Here is a 24,202-nt window from a genome sequence, read left to right on the forward strand (position 1 = left end):
TATGCCGTTCGCCGCCTCTCCTGTCGAATAAGGGCGGATCAAGCGACCCGCCCCTGTGCCCTTAGAAGGTCACGTTCACGCGTGCATAATAATAACCGCCATTGATGCCATAGGGCGAGAAGGTCGGATATTTGCTTGTCGAATAGCCGCGTTCATTATTGGCCAGTTCGGCGTTGCGGATGAACTCCCGGGACCGCTGGGTCGGATATTTGTTGAACAGATTGTTCGCGCCAATGGAGATCTTGATCGGCTTTGCGATCTGATAGCCGAGTTCAAGATCGGTGATGAACGCCTCTTTGACCGGCACCTTGATCAAATCGCCCGCATCCGGGCCGCTACGCGCGGTTTCCAGCGTGTAGACTTCCGAATAATAGCTTTCGCGCAGGTTGGCAGTGAACTTGCCCCAGGTCCAGAAGGCGTTGAACGTGGCCCGGAAGCGTGGCGTGCTATGTTCCAGTTCCACCTCGCTCGTCGCGTCGATAAGGCGGGTCAGCTCGGGATTGATGGTGCTGGAGTAGAGCGCCGAGGGGAGCGGATTGATGCCCAGTACCTTATTCTCGTTGTAATTGGCGGTCAGGGTCAGGTCCAGCTTGCCCATCTCACCCAGATCGCCAAGGTAGCTCGCCACCAGATCGACGCCGCGGGTCCGCATCTTCACGCCGTTGACGAAGCTCTGCACCGACACACCGCCTTCGGTGTTCCGGTCGACGCCATTGTCCGCGAACAGCACATAGGCCGGGATCGCATCAGCCGTCCGCCAATCCGTCACCGTGCTGCTGCCGCCCAGCGCCGCATTCACCGCGCTCAGCACCGCTAGCTGGTTGTAGATGGCATATTGGTCCGCATCGAAGGGCAAACAGGCGGCCGCATTGCCGCCGGCATAACCCGAAGGGCAGCGATTGCCCGTGAACCCCGAAAAGGCCGTCGAGGTCATGATGCGGTTGCGGATCGTGATCTGATAGGCGTCGAGCGTGAGGGTGAAGTTGCGCGCCGGGTTGAAGACGGTGCCCAGGCTGAAGTTGGTCGATTTTTCGGGCTTGAGTCCCCCGAAGCCCAGCGCGCCCGCCGCAGCCGAAGCGGGCGGCAGCACGCCGCCGACAAAGCCCGGCCCGACGTTCAGGCCCGAATAGCCCCCCTCCGCCAGTGTAGGCGCGCGGAAACCGGTGCTGACCGTGCCGCGCAACGCGAAGGCATCGGAAAAGTCGTAGCGGGTGGTCAGCTTGAAGACGGTCGTGTCGCCGAAATCGCTATAATGTTCGTGACGCACCGCACCGTCGACCAGCCAGTTTTCGACCGGCTTCAAACTGATGTCCAGATATTGCGAGAAATTGTCCCGCTTGTACTTGCCCGCGTCATTGGGGCTATAGCCGAAGAAGGACTGAGCGCCGCCGCCATAATAGGACGCCGGATCGCCCGACCGAATCCCGAAGGTTTCATGCCGGAATTCCAGGCCCGCCGCGACGTTGACCGGCTCCGACAGCCCGACGTCGAACGCATGCGTCAGGTCAAGCGTGTTGCTCCACTGGGTATTGAAGAAATCGCCATTGTGGAAGGTTTCTGGCGTGAAGCCGGTATCGGCGTAGAGCTGGGCGTTGGCCGAGTGGTAGACATAGACCTCGACCACATCCTTGCCGTAGGTGGAGGCAAGGTCGAAGGTCGTGTCGCCGATCGCGCCTCGGAAGCCGCCGGTCACCGAATAGTCGGTTTCGTCGATCCGCTCCTGCGGCTGGAAACCGCCCGCATAATAGGGCACACCGCTGGCGCTGACGACCGTCGTCGGCGGGCGGGTGTTTTCATAGGCGGCGGCCTTTTTGTGGCCATAGCTGCCGAAGCTGTAGATTTCATAATCGCCGAATTCATAGCCGGCATTGTAGTTCACGACGGTCTGGTCGATGTGCGGATCGCCGATGATCCGGTTGGTATAGGGATAGCCGGGCAGATTCCTGATTTCGGGATAGGTCGAAGACAGCCGGATCGCCTGCGGGTTGATGTCGCCCCGGAAGCTGAACCCCTTGTGCTTCTTCTGCGCGGAGATGTTCAGATAGGCGCCGTCGAAGGGGGCCAAGCCGATATTGCCGCCGATCGCGTAGGTCTTGCCGCCCTGGTCGTAATATTCGCCGCCCGTCAGGTTGATCGACCCGCCATGATCGGCCTTCTTCTGAAGGAAGTTGATGACGCCCGCGATCGCGTCCGTGCCATATTGCGCGGCTGCGCCGTCCTGCAACACTTCGACGCGCTCGATCGATTCAGGCAGGATGAAGCTGACGTCCGGCGCCGCGCTGCCGCCATAAGGGCCACCCGCGACAGATACGTTGGCGGTGCCGTGGCGGCGCTTGCCGTTGACCAGGATCAGCGTGTGGTTCGGACTGAGGCCGCGCAGCTTCATCTGCAGGTTATGCGCCTGAAGGTCACCGCCGAAGGATTGCGCCTGAACCGAGGGAAGCTGCTGCGCCAGGCTCTGCATCAGGTCCGGAGACCCCGTGCGCTGCAACGTTTCCGCGCTCAAAAGCTGGATCGGCGCTGGGCTGTCGACCGCCCGCATGCCGGTGAGGCGGGTGCCGGTGACGATGATCGCCGCTCCGTCCGTGGTGGAGGCCGCCTGCGGATCACCGGTCTGGGCCAGAGCGGCCGCCGGAGACGATAGCGCAATAATCATGGCGGCACGAGAAACGAAACTCTTTGAGTTCATGAACAGGCCCCTTGCTTTTGCTATTAAAAGAGCCTCTCCCGACAGATATTTTCTTGTTTAACTGACTCTACTTCTCCAAATCTCTTCGAGACACACTTCCCTTGCGCCAGACCCACAGGTCTGATCGTTCGAAATATTGAGCAATCTCTGGAAACGGAACGCTGACACAAAGCCGCTATCGAGCAAAAACGAATTTCGATGAGCATGCGTAATCATTTCCGGCAAGGCATGGAGAAAGGCCGCCAGGATCGGATCAAACCATTGAAATATAAAGAAAAAGGCGACACCCGCACGAGGTGCCGCCTGTATCTTTTTTACAACTGTCAAGGATAGTTTTGAAGCGATTAACCCTCGCTGCGCACGTCGCGGCGCTCGGCGATGCGAGCGCGCTTGCCGGTGCGGCCGCGCAGATAATAGAGCTTCGCGCGACGCACCACGCCCTTGCGGACGACGGTGATCGAATCGATGTTCGGGGAATAGAGCGGGAAGACGCGCTCCACACCTTCACCGAAGCTGATCTTGCGCACGGTGAAGTTGCTGCCCATGCCCTTGTTCGAGCGGGCGATGCAGACGCCTTCATAATTCTGGACGCGGCTGCGGTCACCTTCGATGACCTTCACGCCGACGCGCAGCGTGTCACCCGGACGGAATTCCGGAATATCCTTGGCCAGGGCCGCGATGTTCTCGGCCTCGATCTGCTGGATCAAGTTCATAACTCAAGTCCTACTTTTCGCGTTGCGCACCAGAGGGCGACTGGTCCCGAACGCCGATATGGCGTTCCCAAAGGTCCGGCCGCCTTAGCCGTGTGTCCTCTTCCGCCCTTTGTTTCCGCCAGGCGGCGATCTTCGCATGATCCCCCGATCGCAACACTTCAGGGATCGCGCGCCCTTCCCACTCAGCGGGCCGGGTATAGTGCGGATATTCGAGAAGGCCGCTTTCGAAGCTCTCTTCATCCCCACTGGAAGCGGCGCCCATTACCCCAGGAAGCAGGCGGATGCAAGCATCCAGCAGCATCAAAGCGCCCATTTCCCCGCCGGACAGGATGATGTCGCCCATGCTGATCTGCTCGATGGGCCGAGCGTCGAAAATCCGCTCGTCAAAACCCTCGAACCGGCCGCAGAGGATGGTGGCTCCCGGACCGGCGGCAAGCTGGCGAATCCGTCCCTGTGTAATCGGCGCGCCACGCGGCGTCATGGCGATGACGGGCAGGTCTGGGCGCCTTTCCAGCGCATGATCGACGGCAAGGGCAAGGATGTCGGCGCGCAGCACCATGCCCGCGCCGCCGCCCGCAGGCGTATCGTCCACGGTGCGATGCCTGTCGGTGGCGAAGTCGCGGATATGGATGGGATCGCAGGCCCATTTGCCTTCGACCAGCGCCCGTCCCGCAAGCGACAGGCCGAGCGGCCCTGGAAACATCTCCGGATAAAGCGTCAATATCTGCGCCTGAAAGCTCACGCTCTGCGCGCCTTGAGCCACGCCCCCGCCGCGCCACCCAGCAGCGACACGCCGCCGCCGAGCATCAGGGCAACGCCGATCGCGCGCAGCAAGTCCGCGAATGGCCGGTCCGGCTGCATCAGGGCGGGAACCAGGAACAGCATCGGGATGGGAATGATGAGCGCCACCGCCGCCCCGACCTTCCATCCGCGCGCCCAGGGCATGGTGAACAACCGCCAGCCAGCGGCGACCATCAGCAACAAATAAAGGGCGGCAAGGATTTTCGGCATGGCTCGGCCCTTCACTATGGCGTTCAACTATGCGTGCTCCTGCGCAGGCGGGAGCCGGGTTCCACCGTCTCATCCGGCCTCCCGCCAGCGCAGGAGCACGATCTTCTATGCTTACCTAAAGCTGATCGATCAAACGGCGAATGCCGCCTCGATCACCGCCCGCCCCTCCGCAATCGTCACCGCATGCATCGGCGCCATGAAGCGTTTGCCGCTCTTGCCGCCCATAGCCGGCCGTTCGACTTCGATGATGTCGCCCGCGCCGAAATTTTCGACCGCGACGATATGGCCCACCCCCTCGCCATCGCCGGAAAAGCAAGGCAAGCCAATGAGATCGGCATGATAATATTCGCCCTCCCCCAGTGGAGGCAGGGCGGAACGGGGCACGGTGAGCTCGGTCCCGCGCAGCGCTTCGGCGGCGCTCCGGTCGCCAATCTCGGCGAAGCGCGCGACGGCGCCATTGGGGCCGGGGCGCACCGACTTCAGCGTCAGCCTGCGCCCCGCCGCATCGAAGCCCTCATAGGATTTGAGGGCCTCAGCCCCCTCCCCGAAAAGCTTCAGACGGACTTCTCCCGTCACTCCGTGCGCACCAATGATCACGGCGAGAGTGACGGGCGTGTCGGTCAAAGGATTCAGCCTTCAGCCTGTTCTTCAGCCGGAGCGGCTTCTTCAGCGGCCGGGGCTTCCTCAACGACCGGAGCGGCAGCCGCTTCAGCAGCAGCCTTCGCGGCTTCTTCCGCTTCCGCGGCCTTGGCGGCGCGGTCTTCGGCGCGATCCTTGGCCTTCTGACCCGGCTCGGCCTTCTTCGGGTTGTTGCGGGCGGCGCGCTCCTTCACGCCCGCGGCGTCCAGGAAACGGGCGACGCGGTCGGTCGCCTGGGCGCCGGCGGCGACCCAGTGCTTGGCGCGCTCGACGTCGATCACGACGCGCTTCTCGTCGCCCTTGGGCAGGACGGGGTTGTAGCTGCCGATGCGCTCGATGAACTTGCCGTCACGCGGGGCGCGGCTATCGGCCACGACGATGCGATAATAAGGGCGCTTCTTGGAGCCGCCACGCGACAGACGGATGGACGTTGCCATGGAAATTGACCTTTCTACTCTAAACCAGATTGTCGGATTTGCTTATTTCTTCATGAAATTCTGAAAACCGGGCGGCAGGTTGGGCATATTGCCCCCCAGCCCCGGCAAGCCCTGCGGCGGCGCGCCGCCACCGCCCAGCATGCCGTCCAGCCCACCGCCGGTGAACATCTTGGCCAACCCTTTCAGGCCGCCCATCTTGCGGATCTTCTTCATCGCCGTTTCCATTTCCTGATGCATTTTCAGGAGACGGTTCACTTCCTGCACGGTCGTGCCGGAACCCTTGGCGATGCGGATCTTGCGCTTGGCGTTGATGAGGGCTGGCTTCTCCCGCTCCTTGAGCGTCATCGACCCGATCATCGCGTCCAGATGGATCAGCGTCTTGTCGTTGGCGCCGCTGTTCGCCATCGCCGCCTGCGCCTTCTTCAGGCCCGGCAGCATCCCGGCCAGCGCGCCAAGGCCGCCCATGCGGCGCATCTGACCGAGCTGGGCGCGCAGGTCGTTCATGTCGAACTGACCCTTGGCCATCTTCTTGGCGAGCTTGTCGGCTTCCTCGGCGTCGATCGACTCGGCCGCCTTCTCGACCAGCGACACGACGTCGCCCATGCCCAATATGCGCTGCGCTACACGCGCCGGATGGAATGGCTCGATCGCGTCGAGCTTTTCGCCCGTACCCGCGAACTTGATCGGACGGCCGGTCACGGCCCGCATCGAAAGCGCCGCGCCGCCACGGGCATCGCCGTCCATGCGGGTCAGCACCACGCCGGTCAGCGGCACCTGCTGGGTGAAGCTGGTCGCGACATTCACCGCATCCTGACCGGTCAGCGAGTCGACCACCAGCAGGATCTCCGCCGGGTTGGAGACGTCGGCCACCGCCTTCATCTCGTCCATCAGCGCCTGATCGACGTGCAGGCGGCCTGCGGTATCGAGCATCACCACGTCGAAGCCCTGGAGCTTCGCCGCCTGCAACGCCCGCCTGGCGATGTCGACCGGCTGCTGGCCCGGCACGATGGGCAGGGTCGCCACATCGGCCTGGGTGCCGAGCACCGCCAACTGCTCCTGCGCGGCGGGGCGCTGCACGTCGAGCGACGCCATCAGCACCTTCTTGCGCTCTTTTTCCTTCAGGCGCTTGGCGATCTTCGCGGTGGAGGTGGTCTTGCCCGACCCCTGCAAGCCGACCATCATGATGACGGCGGGCGGGGTCACGTCGATCAGCAGGTCGCTGGTTTCGGAACCCAGCGTCTCGGTCAGCGTGTCGGAGACGATCTTGACGACCATCTGCCCCGGCGTGACCGACCGCAGCACGTCGCTGCCGACTGCCCGTTCCGTCGCCTGCTCGACGAACTGACGCACCACCGGCAGCGCGACGTCGGCCTCCAGCAGCGCGATTCGCACCTCGCGCATCGCGGCGCGGACATCGTCCTCCGTAAGCGCACCGCGCCCACGCAGCTTGTCGAATACCCCACCGAGACGATCGCTTAGCGAATCGAACATCATCACCTCATTTGGGCCGAAAGGCCCGGAAAACTGCGCTTACCCCGCCAAACGACAAAATCGCCGGCGGGCGAAACCTCGCCGGCCAGCGTCCATCCGGTGTCCCATCTGGGCGCCATGGATCTGTCAGGGTATCGGACGGCGGACCGCCCGATTGCAGGGCGCCCTTAGCGCAAGCACGCCCCGGACGCAACCGAAAGCGGCTTCAACCGGCCAGGGCGGATGCCAGCCAAAGGATCGGCGGCGTCGCGGCCAGGATCGGCACAGCCAGCCCTTCGGCCAGGATAACCGCCGCGCCCACCCCATAGGCCGGATGCATCCGGCCCCGCGAAACAAGATCATGGGCCATGCCGACCGCCACGAACAGCATCTGCCCACCCATCACCGCCAGCCCGCCCAAAGGCCCCAACAGCGGCATCGGCAGAAGGCGTCCAAAGGCCGGCCCGATGATCGCAACCATCGCGCACAGCATCAGTCGCCTATGCCATTGGGTTCGCCGCCGCAGCCGGATCGCGCCCGTCAGCAGCCCGGCGAAGGCAATCAGCTCCAGCGCGCTCAACGCCAGAAATTCCGGCGTCGTGAAGAAAGGCGGCACGCGATCGAGGACCACCGCCATACAGGCGGTGAAGGCGCCGAGCGGCACCATCGCCGTCGCCAGCCCGACGGCGGCCCATCCCATGCGCCGATGCAGGGCCATCGACCCGCGATGGGCGAAGGCGTTCTGCATCACGAACAGCAAAGTCCAACTCACGAACATCGCGCCATGGACATGCACCCAATAGGGCGCGCGTCCCACATCCACCAGACCGCGCAACGCGAAGGAGCCGAAGCCCCCGATCACCGCCACCGCAATGGCGACCGACATTCCCAGATAAAAGCCGTTATCCCGAACCGATGCCGGGACCGTCGACGCAGCAGCATCCATGGGACGCCCCCCCCCAGAAGATTAAAGCCCTCGCGACCTTTGTTTACGCCCCTGTAACAGAATATCCCAGAAGTCGCGAGGGGGGGGGGAGGGGCGGCTGCCACAGCCTTACGCCTGTACAATTCCCCTTGCCAGCCGCACCCGCGTCGGCAAGTTGCTCGCCAGAAGGGAAGAACCAGAAGGGAAGAAGACGATATGAGCTGGACGCGCCGCAAGCCGATGGAGGCGATGATGCCCGCGCAGGAAGGGCGCCGGCTGGCGCGCACCTTGTCCTGGCCGCACCTTCTGGCGCTCGGCGTGGGCGCGATCGTCGGGACCGGCATCCTGACGCTGATCGGCGTGGGCGCGGACCGGGCGGGACCGGCCGTGCTGCTGTCCTTCGCCATTGCGGGCGCGATCTGCGCCTGCGCGGCGCTGGCCTATGCCGAACTGTCCACCATGATGCCCGCCGCCGGAAGCGCCTACAGCTACAGCTATGCGGTGCTGGGCGAGGGCTTCGCCTGGATCGTGGGATGGAGCCTGATCCTGGAATATTCGCTGGTGGTGTCGACGGTGGCGGTGGGCTGGTCGGGCTATGCCGCGCCCTTGCTGACCTCCATGGGGTTTCCGGACCTGCTGACCAGGGGGCCGGAACTGGGCGGCATCGTCAACCTGCCCGCCATCTTCATCATCGCCGTGGTCGCCGGGCTGCTGATGATGGGCACGCATGAGAGCGCGCGGCTGAACTCCCTGCTGGTCCTCATCAAGATCGCGACGCTCAGCCTGTTCGTCGCCGTCGCCCTGCCCGCCTTCGACGCGCAGCACCTGCACCCCTTCATGCCCTTCGGCTTCGCCAAGTCGATGGGACCGGACGGGGTGGAACGCGGCGTCATGGCGGCGGCGGCGATCATCTTCTTCGCCTTCTACGGCTTCGACGCCATCTCCACGGCGGCGGAGGAGGCGAAGAATCCGGAGCGCGACCTGGCCATCGGCATCGTCGGATCGCTGGTCGTCTGTACGCTGATCTATGTGGCTGTCGCCGCGGCAGCGGTGGGGGCAATGCCCTTCACCCGCTTCGCCGACAGCCCGGAGCCGCTGGCGCTGATCCTGCGCGAAATGGGCCAGGGACAGGTGGCCCGGATCGTCGCCATCGCGGCGGTGATCGCCCTGCCCACGGTCCTGCTGGGCTTCCTCTACGGGCAAAGCCGCATCTTCCTGGTCATGGCCCGCGACGGTTTCCTGCCGCGGCGGCTGGCGCTGATTTCAAAACGCGGAACGCCCTCCCGGATCACCGCCGTCACCGCCGTGCTGGTCGCCATCATCGCGGGCGTGCTGCCCATCGACGAGATCGCGGCGCTGGCCAATGCGGGAACGCTGATCGCCTTCACCGCCGTGGGCGCCTGCCTGCTGATCCTGCGGCGGCGCATGCCCGACATGAAACGCCCCTTCCGCACGCCTGCCGGATGGCTGGTCGGCCTCGGCGCCATCAGCGGCTGCGCCTATCTGTTCGTCAGCCTGCCGGTGAAGACCATCCTCGCCTGCCTCCTGTGGAACGCCGTCGGGCTGGCCGTCTATTTCCTCTACGGGCGCAAGCGGGCGGCGCTTGGCGCGGCATAGGCTGGTCTTTTCGCCTCGCAAGCCTTACATGCGCCGCGCTATGGGCCGTTTTTCGAAAATGCATGGTTTGGGCAACGACTTTGTCGTGATCGATGCGCGGGACACCCCGCTCGACATGACGGAGGCGCGCGCCATGGCCATTGCCGACCGCCATGCCGGAATCGGCTGCGACCAGTTGATCCTGATCGGCCATTCGGATCGCGCCGACGTGTCGATGCGCATCTTCAACAGCGACGGCAGCGAGGTCGAGGCCTGCGGCAACGCGACCCGCTGCGTGCCCCTGTTCGTCGGCCGCGACGTGCTGATCGAAACCAAAGCAGGCCTGCTCGACGCAAAGGCCGTCGACGGCGGGGCCAGCGTCGACATGGGCGAACCCCGGCTGGAATGGGACGCGATTCCCCTTTCCTACGCCATGGACACGCTGACCATGCCGGTGAGTTGGGAAGACCTTCCCGCCCCGGTCGCGGTCAATGTCGGCAATCCGCACGTGATCTTCTTCGTGGACGATCTGAACGGTGTGAACTTCGACCGTCTGGGCCCGCTGATAGAGCATGATCCGCTCTTCCCCGCCCGCGTGAACGTCAATTTCGCGCAGATGGTCGGCGCAAATCACATCCGCCTGATCGTCTGGGAACGCGGCGCGGGCCTGACGCGGGCGTGCGGTACGGGCGCCTGCGCGACGGCGGTGGCGGCGGTGCGGCGCAAGCTGGTGAGCGGGCCGACCACGGTCAGCCTGCCGGGCGGCGATCTGGTGATCGACTGGGCGCCGGGCGGGCATATCATGATGACCGGCCCCGCCACCCATGTCTTCGACGGCGAGGCTGACTGGGCGCGCTTCTGATGAGCGGCCCGCAGATCATCACCCTCGGCTGCCGCCTCAACATCGCGGAGAGCGAGGCGATCCGCGAAATGGCGGACGGGCAGGATGATCTGATCGTCGTCAATAGCTGCGCCGTGACGGCGGAGGCTGTGCGCCAGACCCGCCAGGCCATCCGCCGCGCTCGCCGGGACCGCCCCAATGCCCGGATCATGGTGACGGGCTGCGCGGCGCAGACCGAGCCGGAGACTTTCGCAGCCATGGCCGAAGTCGACGCTGTGATCGGCAATCGGGAGAAGATGGACCCCACCCATTATCCGTCGTCCCAGCGAAGGCTGGGATCTCAGGCAAGAGGGCGCGGCGTTGGACCTGAGATCCCAGCCTTCGCTGGGATGACGGGTGGGGGCGTGACGGAAAAGGTCCAGGTCTCCGACATCATGGCCGTACGCGAGACCGCCCCCCATATGGCGAGCGCCTTCGCCGAACATGCCCGCGCCTTCCTGGAGGTGCAGAATGGCTGCGACCATCGCTGCACCTTCTGCGTCATCCCCTATGGCCGGGGCAACAGCCGCTCCATTCCCGCAGGCGCGGTGATCGACAAGGCCCGACAACTGGTCGATGCGGGCTATAAGGAAATCGTCCTGACCGGCGTGGACGTCACCAGCTACGGCCCCGACCTGCCCGGAGCACCCTCGCTCGGCCTGCTGATCGAGCGCATATTGAAGGGCGTCCCCAGCCTCCCCCGCCTGCGCCTCTCCTCGCTCGACAGCGTGGAGATCGATGAGCGCCTGTTCGACCTCATCGCCCATGAGCCGCGCATGATGCCGCACCTCCACCTCTCGCTCCAGGCGGGCGACGACATGATCCTCAAGCGGATGAAACGCCGCCACAGCCGCGCCGACGCCGTCCGCATCGTGCAACGGCTCAAGGCCGCCCGCCCCGACATCAGCATCGGCGCGGACATCATCGCCGGTTTCCCGACCGAGGACGACGCGATGTTCGAAAACAGCCTGAAGCTGGTGGAGGAATGCACCATCGTCCACGGCCATATCTTCCCCTATTCCCCCCGCACAGGCACCCCCGCCGCCCGCATGCCGCAGGTCGACCGCGCCGTGATCAAGGCCCGCGCCGCCCGCCTCCGCGCGGCCTGCGAGTCGCAACGGGAGGGCTGGCTCCAAAGCCTCATCGGCTCGACCCAATCCGTGCTGGTCGAGCGCAACGGCCTTTCCGGCCACGCCGAAAATTTCGCCCCGGTACGGTTCGCGCAGCCGCAATCCCCCTCCTCCATCGTCCGCGCAGCCATCACGGGCCTTGAGAATGGCGCGCTGATCGCGCAAGAGGCACAGCAATGACTGAACCCGGCACAAGTTGGCGCGATCGTCTTTTCGGCGGCCTGAAGCGCACTTCCGACAAGCTCGGCGAGAATCTGACCGGCCTCTTCACCAAGGCCGCGCTGGACGAGCAGACACTGGACGAGATCGAGGAAGCGCTGATCGTCAGCGACCTTGGCCCCGCCATGGCCGCCCGCGTGCGCGACCGCCTGTCCGAAGGGCGCTTCAACCGCGAACTGACCGAAGACTATCTGCGTGAGATCATCGCGGAAGAGATAGAGAAGACGCTCGCACCGGTCGCCCGCCCGCTGGAAATAGAGGCTTTCCCGCGCCCGCAGGTCATCCTCGTCATCGGCGTCAACGGTTCCGGCAAGACCACCACCATCGCCAAGCTCGCCAATAATTTCCTGGAGCAGGATTATGGCGTGATGCTGGCGGCGGGCGACACCTTCCGCGCCGCCGCCATCGGCCAATTGAAGGTCTGGGCGGACCGGCTGGGCATCCCCATCGTCGCGGGCAAGGAAGGCGGCGACGCGGCGGGCATCGTGTTCGACGCCGTCAAGCAGGCGACGGCGACCGGCATCGACGTGCTGATCGTCGACACGGCGGGCCGGCTCCAGAACAAGACCGAACTGATGGACGAACTGGCGAAGATCCGCCGCGTGCTGGGCCGATTGAACCCGGCGGCGCCGCATGACGTTGTCCTGGTGCTGGATGCCACCACGGGACAGAATGCGTTGAGCCAGATCGAGGTGTTCAAGGAAGTCGCGCAGGTGACGGGGCTGGTGATGACCAAGCTGGACGGCACGGCGCGCGGCGGCGTGCTGGTCGCCGCGGCGGAGAAATACCGCCTGCCCATCCATGCCATCGGCGTGGGCGAGAAGATCGAGGATCTGCGCCCCTTCGATCCGGGCGACATGGCGCGGGCGATTGCGGGGACGGCCTATGCGCGGTGATCGCACATCATTCGTCATCCTGGCGGAGTGAACATATATGGCTGACCCGAAAAAACCCGCCCATGGCGGCAATCTCAGCCTCGCGCTCGATTTCGGGCCGCTGCTGGTCTTCTTCCTGACCTACAAGGGCGCGGGCTGGCTCTGGGGGCCGGGCAATCCGATCACCGCCATGACATTCGGCACATCCGCCTTCATGGCCGCCATCGTCATCGCCGTCATCGTCTCGAAGGTGAAGCTGGGCCGGGTGTCGCCGATGCTCTGGCTTTCCGCGCTGCTGATCCTCTTCTTCGGCGGCCTGACCATCTATTTTCGCGACCAGAGCTTCATCCAATTGAAGCCGACCATCATCTACAGCTTCTTCGCGCTGATGCTGTTCGCGGGACTGATGCGCGGCAAGGCGCTGCTCAAATATCTGCTTCAGGCGGCCTATGACGGGCTGACCGAAGAGGGTTGGCGCAAGCTGTCGCGCAACTGGGCCTTTTTCTTCGTCGCCATGGCGCTCGCCAACGAAATCATGCGCCGGACGATGAGCTTCGATAGCTGGCTAGCCGTCAAGGTGTGGGGCGTGACCATCGTGTCGGTCGTCTTCGCGGGCGCCAACATCCCGATGCTGATGCGCCACGGCCTCGATCTGGGCGACAAGCTGGACAGCGAAGAGATCGGCGAAACCACCCCGCCGCAGGGTTGAAGGGCGGACGCGCCTGGCGCCCACCCCTGTCCATTCAACTGAAATTGACCATGCAATAGAGCATCGCCAGCGACAGCAGGGTGTTGATGCGGCTGAACATCATCGCGGTGGTCGCCGCCTTCGCCTTCACATCATCCTCCGCCGGAACGATGCCCAACGCCTTCTTCTGGTTCGGCCAGATCACGAACCAGACGTTGAACGCCATGATCAGCGCCAGCCACATGCCGATGCCGATCAGCGTATAGGGCGACTGCACCAGCAACGCCTGATGGATATAACCCGCCAGCCAGGCGACGATCAGGCCCGTCAGAACCGTAAAGGCCGCCGCCCAGCGAAAGTAGAACAAAGCGGCGGGCGCGATATGCTTGGAAACGCCCGGTTTCAATTCTGCCGGGATTTTCGGCATGGTCGGGATCTGGACGAAGTTGAAATAATAAAGCAGCCCGATCCAGGTGATGCCGAAGAAGAGGTGCAGCCAGCGGAAGATGCCGTTGGCGTCGACCAGCCCAGCATGCGCGCCGAACATGACCGCGATCGCGAGCAACAGCCCCGCGACCAGCACAAGATTCAGATTGCCGAAGAATTTTGCCATTGGACCCTTCCCCCAAGTTCCGACCGCCGCATTCTCCGGGCGACCTGACCGGTGATGCTATGCCATCGTTACGCCGCTGTCACATGGATATTTCCGCATCTTGGACGAAAATATCCTGTTTTCTGTGAGCCGATAACACTGCTAGGGGCGGGGAGCCTTCCGGCCGCATCATCGTTATGCGGCCATCCGACCCAAGAATCCGAGGAGTTCCGACATGGCCTTTGTTCTGCCCCCCCTGCCCTACCCCAAGGACGCCTTTGGCGACATATTGACAGCCGAAACCTTCGATTTTCACCATGGCAAGCATCACAACGCCTATGTCGTGAAGGCCAATGAACTGGTCGCCGCCGACGCCTCGCTCCAGGGCAAGTCGCTGGTCGAGCTGATCAAGTCCAGCAAGGGCGGCCTGTTCAACCAGGTCGGCCAGATCTGGAACCACACATTCTACTGGCAGTCGCTCTCGCCCACCAAGACCGCGCCCAGCGGCGAACTGCTGGCCAAGATCGAAGAGGCTTTCGGTTCGGTCGACGCCCTGATCGAGAAGCTGAAGGCCGAGGCCGTCGGCCATTTCGCCAGCGGCTGGGCCGCGCTGATCCTGAAGGACGGCAAGCTGGAAGTCACCAGCTACCACGACGCCGACACGCCGGTCGCGCATGAAGGCCATGCGCCGCTGCTGATCCTCGATGTATGGGAACATGCCTATTATATCGACTATCGCAACGCCCGCCCCAACTATGCCGACCGCGTCCTCAAGGAAGCGATCAACTGGGATTTCGCCGCGCAGAATCTGGACGGCCAGGGCGTCAGCCGCGCCGACCAGCCGGCCTGAACGACGAATCGCCCGCCGCGCGGGACGCGCGGCGGGCGATCCACCCAAATCCTCGCGAAGCCGATCGGGCGCTTGGTTTAGCGCCCATCCATCATGCTAATCCAGGGTGATCGCCGGAGCCAGTTCCAGCGCCGCGGCCAGTTCATCCAGATCGGCGCCCGGCTGTACCAGCAACCAGTCTCGCGCCCGCGCGCCATTCACGACCGTCACGGCGCCCTTGGGACAGACGCCAAGGCAATTGACCTCCACGATCCCCGCCGCCGCCTTGCGTCCCTTTTTCAGCGAGAGATGCCGGCGCAGCGCCTTGGCCAGCCGCTCGCCGCCGTCCGGACCGAAACCGCCGTCCAGCTTCTTCGAACATTTGCGGCAGACCAGCACCGCATGGTCCCAGTTGGACCGGACGCGATCCTTCAATCCGCCCGCTCCCGCGGTTTCCATGTCCGCCGTTCCTCCGCTGCGCGCAGCACTTCATAGGCGGCCTGGATCGTCTGGAAGCGCACAGCCGCCTGCGCGTCGCCGGGCTTCACATCGGGATGATATTCCTTGGCGAGGCGGCGCCAGCTTTTCTTCACCGCCTCGAAATCGGCGTCGTCCTCCAGTTCCAGCGCCTGGAGCGCGTGCATCTCGTCCCGCGACCGCGTGCCGTCGCCCGGCCCGCCCCAGCCATGATAGGCGCTGTTCTGATAGCCGCCCGCATCGCGCCGCTCATTGCGTTCCCGCTGCTCGCGCTCCTCCTGGTCGAGGCCCTGAAAATAATCCCAGTTGCGGTTATATTCCCCCGCATGATCGGTGCAGAAATACCAGCGCTCCGGGCTGTTGGGCGATTTGGGCGCGGGGCAGTCGCCGGGCCGGTCGCAGCCATAGCGGTCGCACAGGCGCACCTGCTGCGCCTCACGCGATGCGCCATAGCTGCGCCAGCGGGGAAAGCCCCAGTCATTTGATCGGCTGCTTCTTGCCATTGGCCCTAGTTAGGCAAGCGACAGCCGGAACGCCACCCCGGCAACGATGAAATTGCGGTTATGGGTGTGGGGCGGACATTCAATTTCCGTTCGCCCTGAGCCTGTCGAAGGGTCCTGCTGAGCGAAGGCGAAGCAAAGGGAGCCTCGCTCCGCTCGGCTGAAGGCTTCGACTTGCCGAAGGCAAGTTTATCCTGAGCGCCTGCCTTGGCAGGCAGACGAAGGGCTCAGCCCGAACGGATATCTCACGTCAGCAATTGGCCAAAAGCCGAAATCCGGGTTCATCCGGTCAAAATGCCAGAGGGCCTGTAAGCCGGGTTCTGTCCTCCCCGTAAAGGAGAGTGGCGACCATTCCTCTAGGGGACGGATTGCTCCGTCCCTCAAGCAACCAACCCGGGCGATCTCAGCCGAAACTTAGCCTAGCAGTCAAGCTGCGCGCCGCCCCTATTCGGTCTTGCTCCCGGTGGGGTTTACCGTGCCGCCTTCCGTTGCCGGAGACGCGGTGCGCTCTTACCGCACCCTTTCAATTTCGCTTAGCCGAAGCTGTAGCGACCTGCTTTCTGTTGCACTGTCCCTTGGATCACTCCAGCCGGCCGTTAGCCGGCACCGTCATTTCGTGGAGCCCGGACTTTCCTCGCCGTGGAAGTTACCCGCCACGCCGCGGCCGCCCGGCCCTCTGGCACAGGGGCCTATACACAGGTCGATCCTCCCCGTCATCCCCGTTCAATCATCCCCTGTCGGCTTGGGCAGCAACAGCGCCAGCAGGATCGCCCGGCACTCGCCATCGATGATCCCGTCGATCAGTTCGGGCCGGAACCGCCGCTGGAAAGCCACCACCGCCGCCTGCGGCTCGGCAATGTCATAGCCGAAGCGCTCCAGCGCCAGCATGAAGCCGCCATCGCTCCAATGCGGGTCCATGAGGTTTTTCGTCGGGCGCGGCAGGGCCAGCCGCAACCGCGCCAACTGCCCCCAGGGGAAAAGCTCGCCCGGATCCTGCTTGCGCGCAGGGGCGACGTCACTATGCCCGACGATGTTGCCGCGCGTGATCCTGTGCCGCTGGACGATCTGATGGATCAGCGGGATCAGCGACCCCATCTGCGCGTCCGGAAAGGGCCGATAGCCCCATTCATGGCCCGGATTGACGATCTCTATGCCGATGCTGGCGGAATTGATGTCGTCGATGCCGCGCCAGTGCGCCCGCCCCGCATGCCAGGCGCGCTTCTCCTCATCGACCATGCGGATGACCTGCCCATCCTCCGTCACGACATAATGGGCGGACACCTTGGATTCCGGACTGACCAGCCAGTTGATCGCGGTCGCCGCGTCGACCATGCCGGTATAGTGCAGCACCAGCATCGAAATGGGCAGGCTGCGCTCGTCGAAATTGGGCGACGGCGTATCGATCATCGGAAAGTCGTTCATCGCGAAGGGCCAGTCACTCGCACTCGTCTGTCAGCGCCGCCGGGGCGGCAGGCAGACCATGACCGACAGCGGCAGGCCAATCAAGCGGCGCGCTGCATTTTCCAGCCGGAGGGATCAGAGCGCCCGGCGCATCGCCCCGTCCTGCCGCGCCGTCGCGTCGGCACGGCGTCCATAACCGCCGCGGAAATCGGCATGGGGGACAAAGTCGTCGCTATGCCCGATCACCGTCTCCCCCGCGCCCAGCAGCAGGACGGACCCGGCATGGCTGTGCCGGGCCAGCAGGCGCAGCACGCTCTGGCGGCGCTCCGGCGTGAAATAGAGCAGCACGTTGCGGCAGAGTAGCAGATCATATTCACCCATGGGCGCCCGCGCATCGAACAGATTGTCGGTGCGGAAATCGATCATCTGGCGCAGCGCCCCATTGGCGCACCAGTCGTCGCCCGAAGGCTCGAACCATTTGAGCAGGTCGCCCACCGGCAGACCCCGCTGCACGTCCATCTGGGTGAAGATGCCCGCTTTCGCCTGGGCGATGGCGGCGGTTGAGATGTCGGTCGCCAATATCTCGATCCGCCAGCCGCGCCAGCGCGCCATGTCGTTGCAAAGCTGGATCGCCAGCGAATAGACTTCCTGCCCCGTCGAACAGCCCGCGCTCCAGATGCGCAGCGTCCGGTCCGACCGCTGCGCTTGGATGTGCGGCAGGATATGGCGATGGATCATGTCGAAAATCTGGAGATCGCGGAAAAAGCTGCTTTCATTGTTGAGCAGCGCGTTGACCACGTCATTTTCCAGCGCCGCGTCCTTGCGCGTCATCAGCCGGGATGCCAGCGCGTCCATGTCCGGCAAGCCCTGGGCGCGCAGCACCGGCTTCAGCGCCGTTTCCATTCGCCAGGCGCGGCTTTCCGACAGAATCTGCCCGGTGCGCGCCTCCAGCAGGCCGGAAAAGATGCGCGCCGCCCCGCGAGAGGAGGAAGGGGAACCGGACGGGATGGGGTGGGCCGAAGGGGGCAATGCCATCAGTTTCCGTTCTTTCCTCTTCGCGCCACGAAATCCATGATCGCATGGGGTTCCAGCAGGGCGCAGTGCAATCCTTCGCTCGCGATCGATCCGGGCATGCCCCAGACGACGCTGCTTGGCTGGTCCTGCGCCACGATCCAGCCGCCCGCCGCCACGATATCCCGCCCGCCGACCGTGCCGTCCCGGCCCATGCCGGTCAGCACCACGCCCGCCGCCCCCGCGCCATAGACATGCGCCATGCTGGCGAACATCGGGTCCACCCCGGGCAGGTTGCCCGCCGGGGTGCGATCCGGATTCAGCATCACGGACACCCGGCCGTAAAGACCCGCCCGCAACTGGAGATTGGCGTCGCCCGGCGCGACATAGACGATGTCGGGGGCCAGTATCTCGCCCTGTTCCGCCACTTTGACGCGCAGGGCGGTCATGCGGCCCAATTGCTGGACGAAATAATGGGTGAAGCTGGCCGGCAGATGCTGGGTCAACAGGATCGGGACCCCCAGCGGCGCGGCCAGACCGGCAAAAAGCCGTCCCAGCGCATGAATGCCGCCAGTCGACGCGCCGATGCCCAGACAGGCGAGCGGTTGGGCAGCCTGTTCCGGTTCGATTCGCAACGCGGACCGCATGACGGGCGCCCCCCCGCTGGACAGGCGGGACAGCCGCTCGATCAAGGCCTGGGGGAATTGTTCGCCAAAGCTGCCGCTGCCGGGCTTGGCCAATATATCGCTTGCGCCCAGCGCCAGCGCCTCGACCGCCGCGGCGCTGCCCTCCTCGCAATTGCCGGACAGGATCACGACCTTGGCGCGTGGGTTGATCCGCAGGATCGCGGGCAGCGCCATCAGCCCGCTCTGCCCCGCCAGTTCGATGTCCAGCAGGATCAGATCGACCTCATGCTCGCTCAGATAGGCCAGCGCATGTTCGGCGCTGTTGGTCTTGTGGGAGACGGAAAATCTCCGGTCTGCGTTCAATATCCGTTCGATGACCGTCCTGACCACGACCGAATCGTCGACGATCAGGACGCGCAACGCCCTGTCCTCGTCACGGTTGCTGGCCATGATCGGCACGTGAACACTCATCTGGGGCAGTCTTTCTTAACGAAGGCGGGTAACGGGTCAGGCGAAGGGCGACGAAGCCGGGCGGGCGTCAGATCACGCCGACGATCGACAATTTGCTTTCCAGCGTTTCCCGGTCGAACGGCTTCATCACATATTCGTCCGCCCCCGCCTCGACCGCGGCCTTGATATGGCCGATGCCGTTTTCGGTGGTGCAGAAGATGATCTTGGGCCGCCCGGTCAGCTTGGCGCCGGGCAGCGCCTGCAGGAATTCCATGCCGGTCATCACCGGCATGTTCCAGTCGAGCAGCACCACATCGGGCAGGGACGATTCGCATTGGGTCAGGGCGTCACGGCCATCCACCGCCTCGCTCACCGCAAGATCGAGCGATTCCAATATATGACGGGCAACTTTGCGGATAACTTTCGAATCATCCACGACCAGGCAGTTTTTCATAGAGCGTCCCTTGTTTTGCGTCCCATCTTCAACAGCCTTAACCGGCAAAGGCGAGGAATTGGTAAACGCCGGCACAAGATCGTCAGGCGGCCTGGGCCACGGCGCCGGCCTCGATGAAGCCGCTCAGCGACACGAGCAGATAGGGCTGGCCTTCATGCTCCACCAGGCCGCGGGCATAGGGCGACCAGACGGGATCGAGCTGGCCGCGCAGCGGCAGTTCGCCTTCCGGCACCTGACAGATGTCATAGACGGCATCGACCATCAGGCCGTAGCTGTGGCCGCTGATGTCCGCGATGATCGCGAAGCTCCTCTGGTCCACCGGCGTCGGCCGTCCCCGGACCAGCGCCGCGACGTCGATGATGGTCAGCACCCGGCTGCGCAGCGCGGAAAGCCCGGCGACATGCGCGCCCATGCCCGGCACCGGCGAGATGTCGGTGAGCTTGACCACCGCCTCGACTTCCCGGGCCTCCACGGCCACCCTGATGCCCGCCAGAGTGGCGAAGAGATAAAGCTGGTTCATATCCTTATTCCCCTTACCGCCGCGATCCGGCGAGCGCCGCCATCAGCGCGTCCTGATCATAGCGGTAGATGCTGCCGTCCTGCGGACCGTTGGGCCGGGGCGTGGCGCGCAGATGGACCACGCGGCATCCCAGCAATTCGCTCGCCTGCGACGCTTCCGTTCCGGTGAACAGCACGACGTCCTGCGGGTCGACCGCCGCATCGGCTGGCAGGCCCATCACCACCTCATGCCCTGCCTGGCGCAGCAGCGGCGCCAATATCTCCCGCGTCCAGCCATCCTCGCTGTCGGCCAGCAGGCAGCGGCCACCGCTCCGTTCGACAATCGGCGCATCCGGCAGGGCGGCGAACAGGGCGAAGGGATTGATCACCTCCAGATGCTCGCCATCGATGACGGCGACGCCGCTCAGCAGGCCATGCATCGCCACCATGTCCGGCACGGCGGGCATGTCCACTATGTCCAGCACCGCCGCGACCGGATAGCAGGCCTCCCGCGTGCCGTCGCGCAGGCGCAGCGCGGCGATCTTCTCTCCGGCAAAATCATGATGGCCGTTGACGACCGGCACCAGCCGCCCGTCCAACCGCACGAAATTATGCCCGCCCGACCGGCCGAACATCTGCGCGTCGATATCCTCGACCCGCTCGATCAGCGACAGCTTGAGCAGCCGCCGTTCGCCCGAATATTCCTCGAACCGCAGGGCGGACACCATTTCGACGCCGCCCTGCTCCTCCTGAGTCTCTTCCGCCTGGCGCGCTGCCCGATCGTCGATAATAGTGGGCAGGCCCGCCGCATTGGCCAGGCCCGCCGCATCCAGCAGCAGCATCGGCCTGCCATTGTCGGGCAGGGTCATGCCCGCATAAACGCCCGATGCCATCACCAGCGGCGATGCGGGACGGATCACCAGCTCCTCATGATTTTCGACCGCCGCCACGCCCATGGCGAAGGGAATGCCGCTCGCCGAACGCACGACCATGATCGCGCGCGGGCCGGGCTGCGCGATCCGCTCCATGCCCAGCACCTCCTCCAGATCGATCATCGAATGGCGGACGGACCGGATCGTCGCGATCTTGGCGCCGCCGACTTCCGCTATGTTCAGCGTTTCATTATTGTCGTGCAGGATTTCCACCACGGCGGCGCGGGGAATCGCGAAATGCACCCCGCCCGCCCGCACGATCAGCCCGGGAATGATCGTCAGCGTCAGCGGCACGCGCAGCATGATCGTCAACCCACGGCCTGGCCGGTTGTCGAGCGCGATGATGCCGCCGATCCGTTCCACATTGGCGCGGACCACGTCCATGCCGACGCCCCGCCCGGAAATCGCCGTCACCGCGCTGGCCGTCGAAAGGCCGGGATGGAAGATCAGGTCCAGCTTCTCCGCCTCGCTCATGCGCGCCGCCGATTCCGGCGTCAGGCGGCCCGCCGCGATCGCCTTTTCGGCCAGGCGGCCCGTGTCGATGCCCTGCCCGTCGTCGGAAATCTCGATGACGATCTGGTTGCCCGACTGGCGCGCCTCCAGCTTCAGCCGCCCCGCTTCGGGCTTGCCCAGCGCAAGGCGTTTTTCCGGCGTCTCTATGCCATGGTCGATGCTGTTGCGGACGATATGGGTGAGCGGATCGACCACCATCTCCACCATTTCGCGGTCCATCTCGACATCGCCGCCCTCCAGCGTCAGGTCGATGCGCTTGCCCAGATCCCGGCCCAGGTCGCGGACCATGCGCGGGATCGCGGTGAACAGGCGGTCGACCCGCTGCATCCGCGTCTTGGAAATGGCGTCGCGCATGTCCGCGACGCAGGTCGAAAGCCGTTCGAAGGCGCTTTCCAGTTCAGGGTCCGCCGATCGCTCGCGCAGCTTGCGCGACAGTTCGTTGCGGGCCAGCACCATGTCGGACACGCCATTCATCAACTGGTCTATCAGCGACAACGGCAGGCGGATGGTGCGCGGCGCCGCCTGCCCGCCGGATGTTCGCGCCACGGCGACCGGGGCTGCCGCGGCCTCACCTTCCTCCGATGCGGCCACCTCCTTCTCGGTCAGGGCGGCGATCAGATAATCGTCATTTTCCTGCGGCAGCGCGGCGCCGATAGAGACCGCTTCGGCCAGTTCGGCGATGCGGTCCATGATGCCCAGAACGGCGCTGACAGTGGCGGGGTCGGCGATGCGCTTGTCCGCGCGTATCTCGGCCAGCACGTCCTCGGCCGCGTGGCTCAGCCGTTCGAAACGCGGCAGGTTCAGGAAACCGCAGCTTCCCTTCACGGTATGGAAGAAGCGGAAAATGGCGTCCAGCCGGTCGCGATCCGTGGGATCGGCCTCCCACGCGACGACTTCGCCGGCCAACGCCTCCAGCGTTTCCTGCGTTTCGGATATGAATTCCTGGAGTAACTCGTCCATTCCCGCGCCTCATGGATTGCGGGCGGACAATGGCGGACCGTGGTTAAATCCCCGTTAAAGGCCGGAAATCCGTAATGAAAGGGGCGCCGCGACCGCTCGTCGCGACGCCCCTTGCGGTTCGGCTGGCAGCCCTGGATTATTGTTTTTCGGTCTTTTCGACCGCATCAGCGGCCCTTTCGCCAGCCTCGCGGGTGGCTTCAGCCTTGTTCTCCAGCGCGTCGGCGGCGTTTTCGGCTGCGTTTTCGGCATTGCCGCTCAGATTGTCGGCCATCGCTTCCATATTGCCGGCTTGGTTGTCGATGGCGTCCGCCTGATTCTCATATGCGTTCTCGACTTTGTCTTCCTGCTTGGAATCGCACGCGGCAAGCGCGATCAGGCTGGCAAGGCCAAGGACTGATACGAAGGTTTTCACGGCGTTTTCTCCTGTTGCGCCCCCATGGGCTGACGTCATGCGGCAAGGGGACCGGAAGCCCGGAACCCTGACGCCCATCAACCGGTCGCGCGAAGGATGGTTCCCACCGCACGCTCCTTTCGTCGCGGAAACGATTTATTTTTTCAGGGAATCGCGGATTTCCCGAAGCAGCAACACATCTTCCGGCGTCGCCTCCGGCGCCGGTTCAGGCTTTGCCGTCAGCTTGTTCACGGCCTTGACCAGCAGGAAGATGACGAAGGCCAGGATCAGGAAATTGACGAACACGGTCAGGAATTCACCCCAGCCGAACATGGCGACGCCCGCCGCCTTCAGATCGGCATAGCTTTCCGGATCGCCCTTGAACCCGGCGGGCAGATCGCCCAGCCGGATGAAATAGCGCGAAAAGTCCGCGCCGCCGAAGACATAGCCGACAACCGGCATGATCAGGTCGTCGGTCAGCGATTTGGTGATGGTGGCGAAAGCGCCGCCGATGATTACGCCGACGGCCAGGTCCATGACGTTGCCGCGGTTGATGAAGGTCTTGAATTCGGAAATCAGCCCCATGGTGAACCCCTTGTCCCGATGGCAATAATGAAAGCATGGCCCGTTGCGCGGGGTTCGACAACCGCCTATTTCCATCGGCGTAACAATGACGAGGATGCTCCATGACGATCCTACGCCGCTTCCGCCTGATCCTTCTGCCGCTGCTGGGCGCCTTTGCGCTCAGCGCCTGCGGCATCAACAGCGTCCCCGCCGCCGAGGAGGTCGCGAAGGCCAAATGGGCCGACGTGCAGGCGCAATATCAGCGCCGTTCCAATCTGGTCGGCAATCTCGTCGCCACGGTGAAGGCGGCGGGCAAGCAGGAACAGGATACGCTGGTCAAGGTGACGGAGGCCCGCGCCAGGGCGACCTCCGTCCAGGTCAATGCGGAGGATCTGTCGGACCCCGCCAAGGTGCAGCAGTTCCAGCAGGCGCAGGCGCAATTGTCGCAAGGCCTGGGCCGCCTGCTCGCTTCGGTGGAAGCCTATCCGGACCTCAAGACCAACCAGAATTTCCTCGACCTGCAATCGCAGCTCGAAGGGACGGAAAACCGCATCGCTGTCGCCATCCGCGACTATAATGAGGCGGTGCGGGCCTATAACACCCGCATCCGCACCTTCCCCGACGCGATCGGCGCCAAGATCATCCATGGCGCCAAGCCGATGACCCCGTTCCAGGCCACCACGCCCGGCGCGGAAGAAGCGCCGAAGGTCGATTTCGGCAATTGATCCGGTG

26 protein-coding genes and 1 other RNA gene are annotated in these 24,202 nt (G+C 64.4%); 7 read left to right on the top strand and 20 right to left on the bottom strand.

Going from position 1 to position 24,202, the window contains the following annotated elements; all coding sequences use genetic code 11:
- Positions 1–61: 61 nt before the first annotated feature.
- From NUH86_RS12020 to NUH86_RS12055, 8 genes are all read right to left on the bottom strand, one after another.
- Positions 62–2,689: a TonB-dependent receptor plug domain-containing protein gene (locus tag NUH86_RS12020; protein WP_267249728.1), complete on the bottom strand. Its 2,628-nt coding sequence runs from the start codon at positions 2,687–2,689 to the stop codon at positions 62–64.
- Positions 2,690–3,033: 344 nt separating this feature from the next.
- A complete protein-coding gene (gene rplS, locus NUH86_RS12025) occupies positions 3,034–3,402 on the bottom strand; it encodes a 50S ribosomal protein L19 (RefSeq protein ID WP_013847582.1) in 369 nt (122 codons plus the stop codon).
- A 10-nt stretch (positions 3,403–3,412) separates the two neighbouring features.
- Positions 3,413–4,144 carry a tRNA (guanosine(37)-N1)-methyltransferase TrmD gene (gene trmD, locus NUH86_RS12030; protein ID WP_267249729.1) on the bottom strand — a complete coding sequence of 244 codons (732 nt, stop codon included), beginning with the start codon at positions 4,142–4,144 and terminating at the stop codon, positions 3,413–3,415.
- Complete coding sequence (locus NUH86_RS12035; RefSeq protein WP_267249730.1) at positions 4,141–4,413, bottom strand: hypothetical protein; 273 nt, start codon at positions 4,411–4,413, stop codon at positions 4,141–4,143. Before NUH86_RS12035 ends, trmD begins: the two co-directional genes overlap by 4 nt.
- Before the next feature lie 129 nt (positions 4,414–4,542).
- The gene (gene rimM / locus NUH86_RS12040) at positions 4,543–5,037 is read right to left on the bottom strand and encodes a ribosome maturation factor RimM (protein WP_267249731.1); all 495 of its coding nucleotides are present in this window, start codon (positions 5,035–5,037) and stop codon (positions 4,543–4,545) included.
- Positions 5,038–5,042: 5 nt separating this feature from the next.
- The gene (gene rpsP, locus NUH86_RS12045) at positions 5,043–5,489 is read right to left on the bottom strand and encodes a 30S ribosomal protein S16 (protein ID WP_267249732.1); all 447 of its coding nucleotides are present in this window, start codon (positions 5,487–5,489) and stop codon (positions 5,043–5,045) included.
- 42 nt (positions 5,490–5,531) lie between these two features.
- Positions 5,532–6,983, bottom strand: coding sequence for a signal recognition particle protein (gene ffh / locus NUH86_RS12050; RefSeq protein WP_267249733.1), 1,452 nt, complete (start codon positions 6,981–6,983; stop codon positions 5,532–5,534).
- Between the two features lie 202 nt (positions 6,984–7,185).
- The gene (locus NUH86_RS12055) at positions 7,186–7,905 is read right to left on the bottom strand and encodes a hypothetical protein (protein WP_267249734.1); all 720 of its coding nucleotides are present in this window, start codon (positions 7,903–7,905) and stop codon (positions 7,186–7,188) included.
- 195 nt (positions 7,906–8,100) lie between these two features.
- Here NUH86_RS12055 and NUH86_RS12060 point away from each other — a divergent pair, with 195 nt between their 5' ends.
- The 5 genes from NUH86_RS12060 to ispZ are packed head-to-tail and all read left to right on the top strand — an operon-like array spanning position 8,101 to position 13,293.
- Complete coding sequence (locus NUH86_RS12060) at positions 8,101–9,501, top strand: amino acid permease (protein ID WP_267249735.1); 1,401 nt, start codon at positions 8,101–8,103, stop codon at positions 9,499–9,501.
- Between the two features lie 40 nt (positions 9,502–9,541).
- A complete protein-coding gene (dapF, locus tag NUH86_RS12065) occupies positions 9,542–10,342 on the top strand; it encodes a diaminopimelate epimerase (RefSeq protein ID WP_267249736.1) in 801 nt (266 codons plus the stop codon).
- Entirely contained in the window at positions 10,342–11,670 is a 1,329-nt protein-coding gene (mtaB, locus tag NUH86_RS12070) for a tRNA (N(6)-L-threonylcarbamoyladenosine(37)-C(2))-methylthiotransferase MtaB (protein ID WP_267249737.1), read from the top strand. Before dapF ends, mtaB begins: the two co-directional genes overlap by 1 nt.
- Entirely contained in the window at positions 11,667–12,605 is a 939-nt protein-coding gene (ftsY, locus tag NUH86_RS12075) for a signal recognition particle-docking protein FtsY (RefSeq protein ID WP_267249738.1), read from the top strand. The genes mtaB and ftsY overlap by 4 nt, the downstream gene beginning before the upstream one ends.
- Positions 12,606–12,642: 37 nt before the next feature.
- Entirely contained in the window at positions 12,643–13,293 is a 651-nt protein-coding gene (ispZ, locus tag NUH86_RS12080) for a septation protein IspZ (RefSeq protein WP_267249739.1), read from the top strand.
- A 34-nt stretch (positions 13,294–13,327) separates the two neighbouring features.
- Here the strand turns inward: ispZ and NUH86_RS12085 are convergent, their stop codons facing one another.
- On the bottom strand, positions 13,328–13,885 hold the full coding sequence (locus NUH86_RS12085) for a urate hydroxylase PuuD (protein ID WP_267249740.1): 558 nt from the start codon (positions 13,883–13,885) through the stop codon (positions 13,328–13,330).
- 214 nt (positions 13,886–14,099) lie between these two features.
- Here NUH86_RS12085 and NUH86_RS12090 point away from each other — a divergent pair, with 214 nt between their 5' ends.
- The gene (locus NUH86_RS12090; RefSeq protein ID WP_267249741.1) at positions 14,100–14,714 is read left to right on the top strand and encodes a superoxide dismutase; all 615 of its coding nucleotides are present in this window, start codon (positions 14,100–14,102) and stop codon (positions 14,712–14,714) included.
- A 96-nt stretch (positions 14,715–14,810) separates the two neighbouring features.
- Here the strand turns inward: NUH86_RS12090 and NUH86_RS12095 are convergent, their stop codons facing one another.
- The 11 genes from NUH86_RS12095 to mscL form a co-directional block, all read right to left on the bottom strand.
- Positions 14,811–15,152 carry a (2Fe-2S) ferredoxin domain-containing protein gene (locus NUH86_RS12095; RefSeq protein ID WP_267249742.1) on the bottom strand — a complete coding sequence of 114 codons (342 nt, stop codon included), beginning with the start codon at positions 15,150–15,152 and terminating at the stop codon, positions 14,811–14,813.
- Positions 15,125–15,673 carry a J domain-containing protein gene (locus NUH86_RS12100; RefSeq protein ID WP_267249743.1) on the bottom strand — a complete coding sequence of 183 codons (549 nt, stop codon included), beginning with the start codon at positions 15,671–15,673 and terminating at the stop codon, positions 15,125–15,127. The genes NUH86_RS12095 and NUH86_RS12100 overlap by 28 nt, the downstream gene beginning before the upstream one ends.
- A 290-nt stretch (positions 15,674–15,963) precedes the next feature.
- Positions 15,964–16,350: RNase P RNA component class A (gene rnpB, locus NUH86_RS12105), an RNA gene on the bottom strand.
- Between the two features lie 43 nt (positions 16,351–16,393).
- Positions 16,394–17,092, bottom strand: a complete 699-nt coding sequence (locus NUH86_RS12110) for an N-acetylmuramoyl-L-alanine amidase (protein ID WP_267249744.1) — start codon at positions 17,090–17,092, stop codon at positions 16,394–16,396.
- Between the two features lie 114 nt (positions 17,093–17,206).
- Positions 17,207–18,106: a CheR family methyltransferase gene (locus tag NUH86_RS12115; RefSeq protein WP_267249745.1), complete on the bottom strand. Its 900-nt coding sequence runs from the start codon at positions 18,104–18,106 to the stop codon at positions 17,207–17,209.
- On the bottom strand, positions 18,106–19,179 hold the full coding sequence (locus NUH86_RS12120; RefSeq protein WP_267249746.1) for a chemotaxis protein CheB: 1,074 nt from the start codon (positions 19,177–19,179) through the stop codon (positions 18,106–18,108). Before NUH86_RS12120 ends, NUH86_RS12115 begins: the two co-directional genes overlap by 1 nt.
- A 67-nt stretch (positions 19,180–19,246) precedes the next feature.
- Positions 19,247–19,612 (bottom strand): response regulator, encoded by a 366-nt coding sequence (locus tag NUH86_RS12125; RefSeq protein WP_267249747.1) that lies wholly within the window; start codon positions 19,610–19,612, stop codon positions 19,247–19,249.
- 82 nt (positions 19,613–19,694) lie between these two features.
- Positions 19,695–20,132 (bottom strand): chemotaxis protein CheW, encoded by a 438-nt coding sequence (locus tag NUH86_RS12130; RefSeq protein WP_267249748.1) that lies wholly within the window; start codon positions 20,130–20,132, stop codon positions 19,695–19,697.
- A gap of 13 nt (positions 20,133–20,145) precedes the next feature.
- Positions 20,146–22,515 (bottom strand): chemotaxis protein CheA, encoded by a 2,370-nt coding sequence (locus tag NUH86_RS12135; protein ID WP_267249749.1) that lies wholly within the window; start codon positions 22,513–22,515, stop codon positions 20,146–20,148.
- Positions 22,516–22,651: 136 nt separating this feature from the next.
- Positions 22,652–22,927, bottom strand: a complete 276-nt coding sequence (locus NUH86_RS12140; RefSeq protein WP_267252125.1) for a hypothetical protein — start codon at positions 22,925–22,927, stop codon at positions 22,652–22,654.
- Between the two features lie 135 nt (positions 22,928–23,062).
- Positions 23,063–23,491, bottom strand: a complete 429-nt coding sequence (gene mscL, locus NUH86_RS12145) for a large conductance mechanosensitive channel protein MscL (protein ID WP_267249750.1) — start codon at positions 23,489–23,491, stop codon at positions 23,063–23,065.
- Positions 23,492–23,592: 101 nt separating this feature from the next.
- On the opposite strand from mscL, the gene NUH86_RS12150 reads away from it, so the two are divergent.
- The gene (locus NUH86_RS12150; protein WP_267249751.1) at positions 23,593–24,195 is read left to right on the top strand and encodes a LemA family protein; all 603 of its coding nucleotides are present in this window, start codon (positions 23,593–23,595) and stop codon (positions 24,193–24,195) included.
- Positions 24,196–24,202 lie beyond the last annotated feature (7 nt).

The organism is Sphingobium sp. JS3065 (assembly GCF_026427355.1).
In the GTDB taxonomy this organism is placed as follows: Bacteria; Pseudomonadota; Alphaproteobacteria; order Sphingomonadales; family Sphingomonadaceae; genus Sphingobium.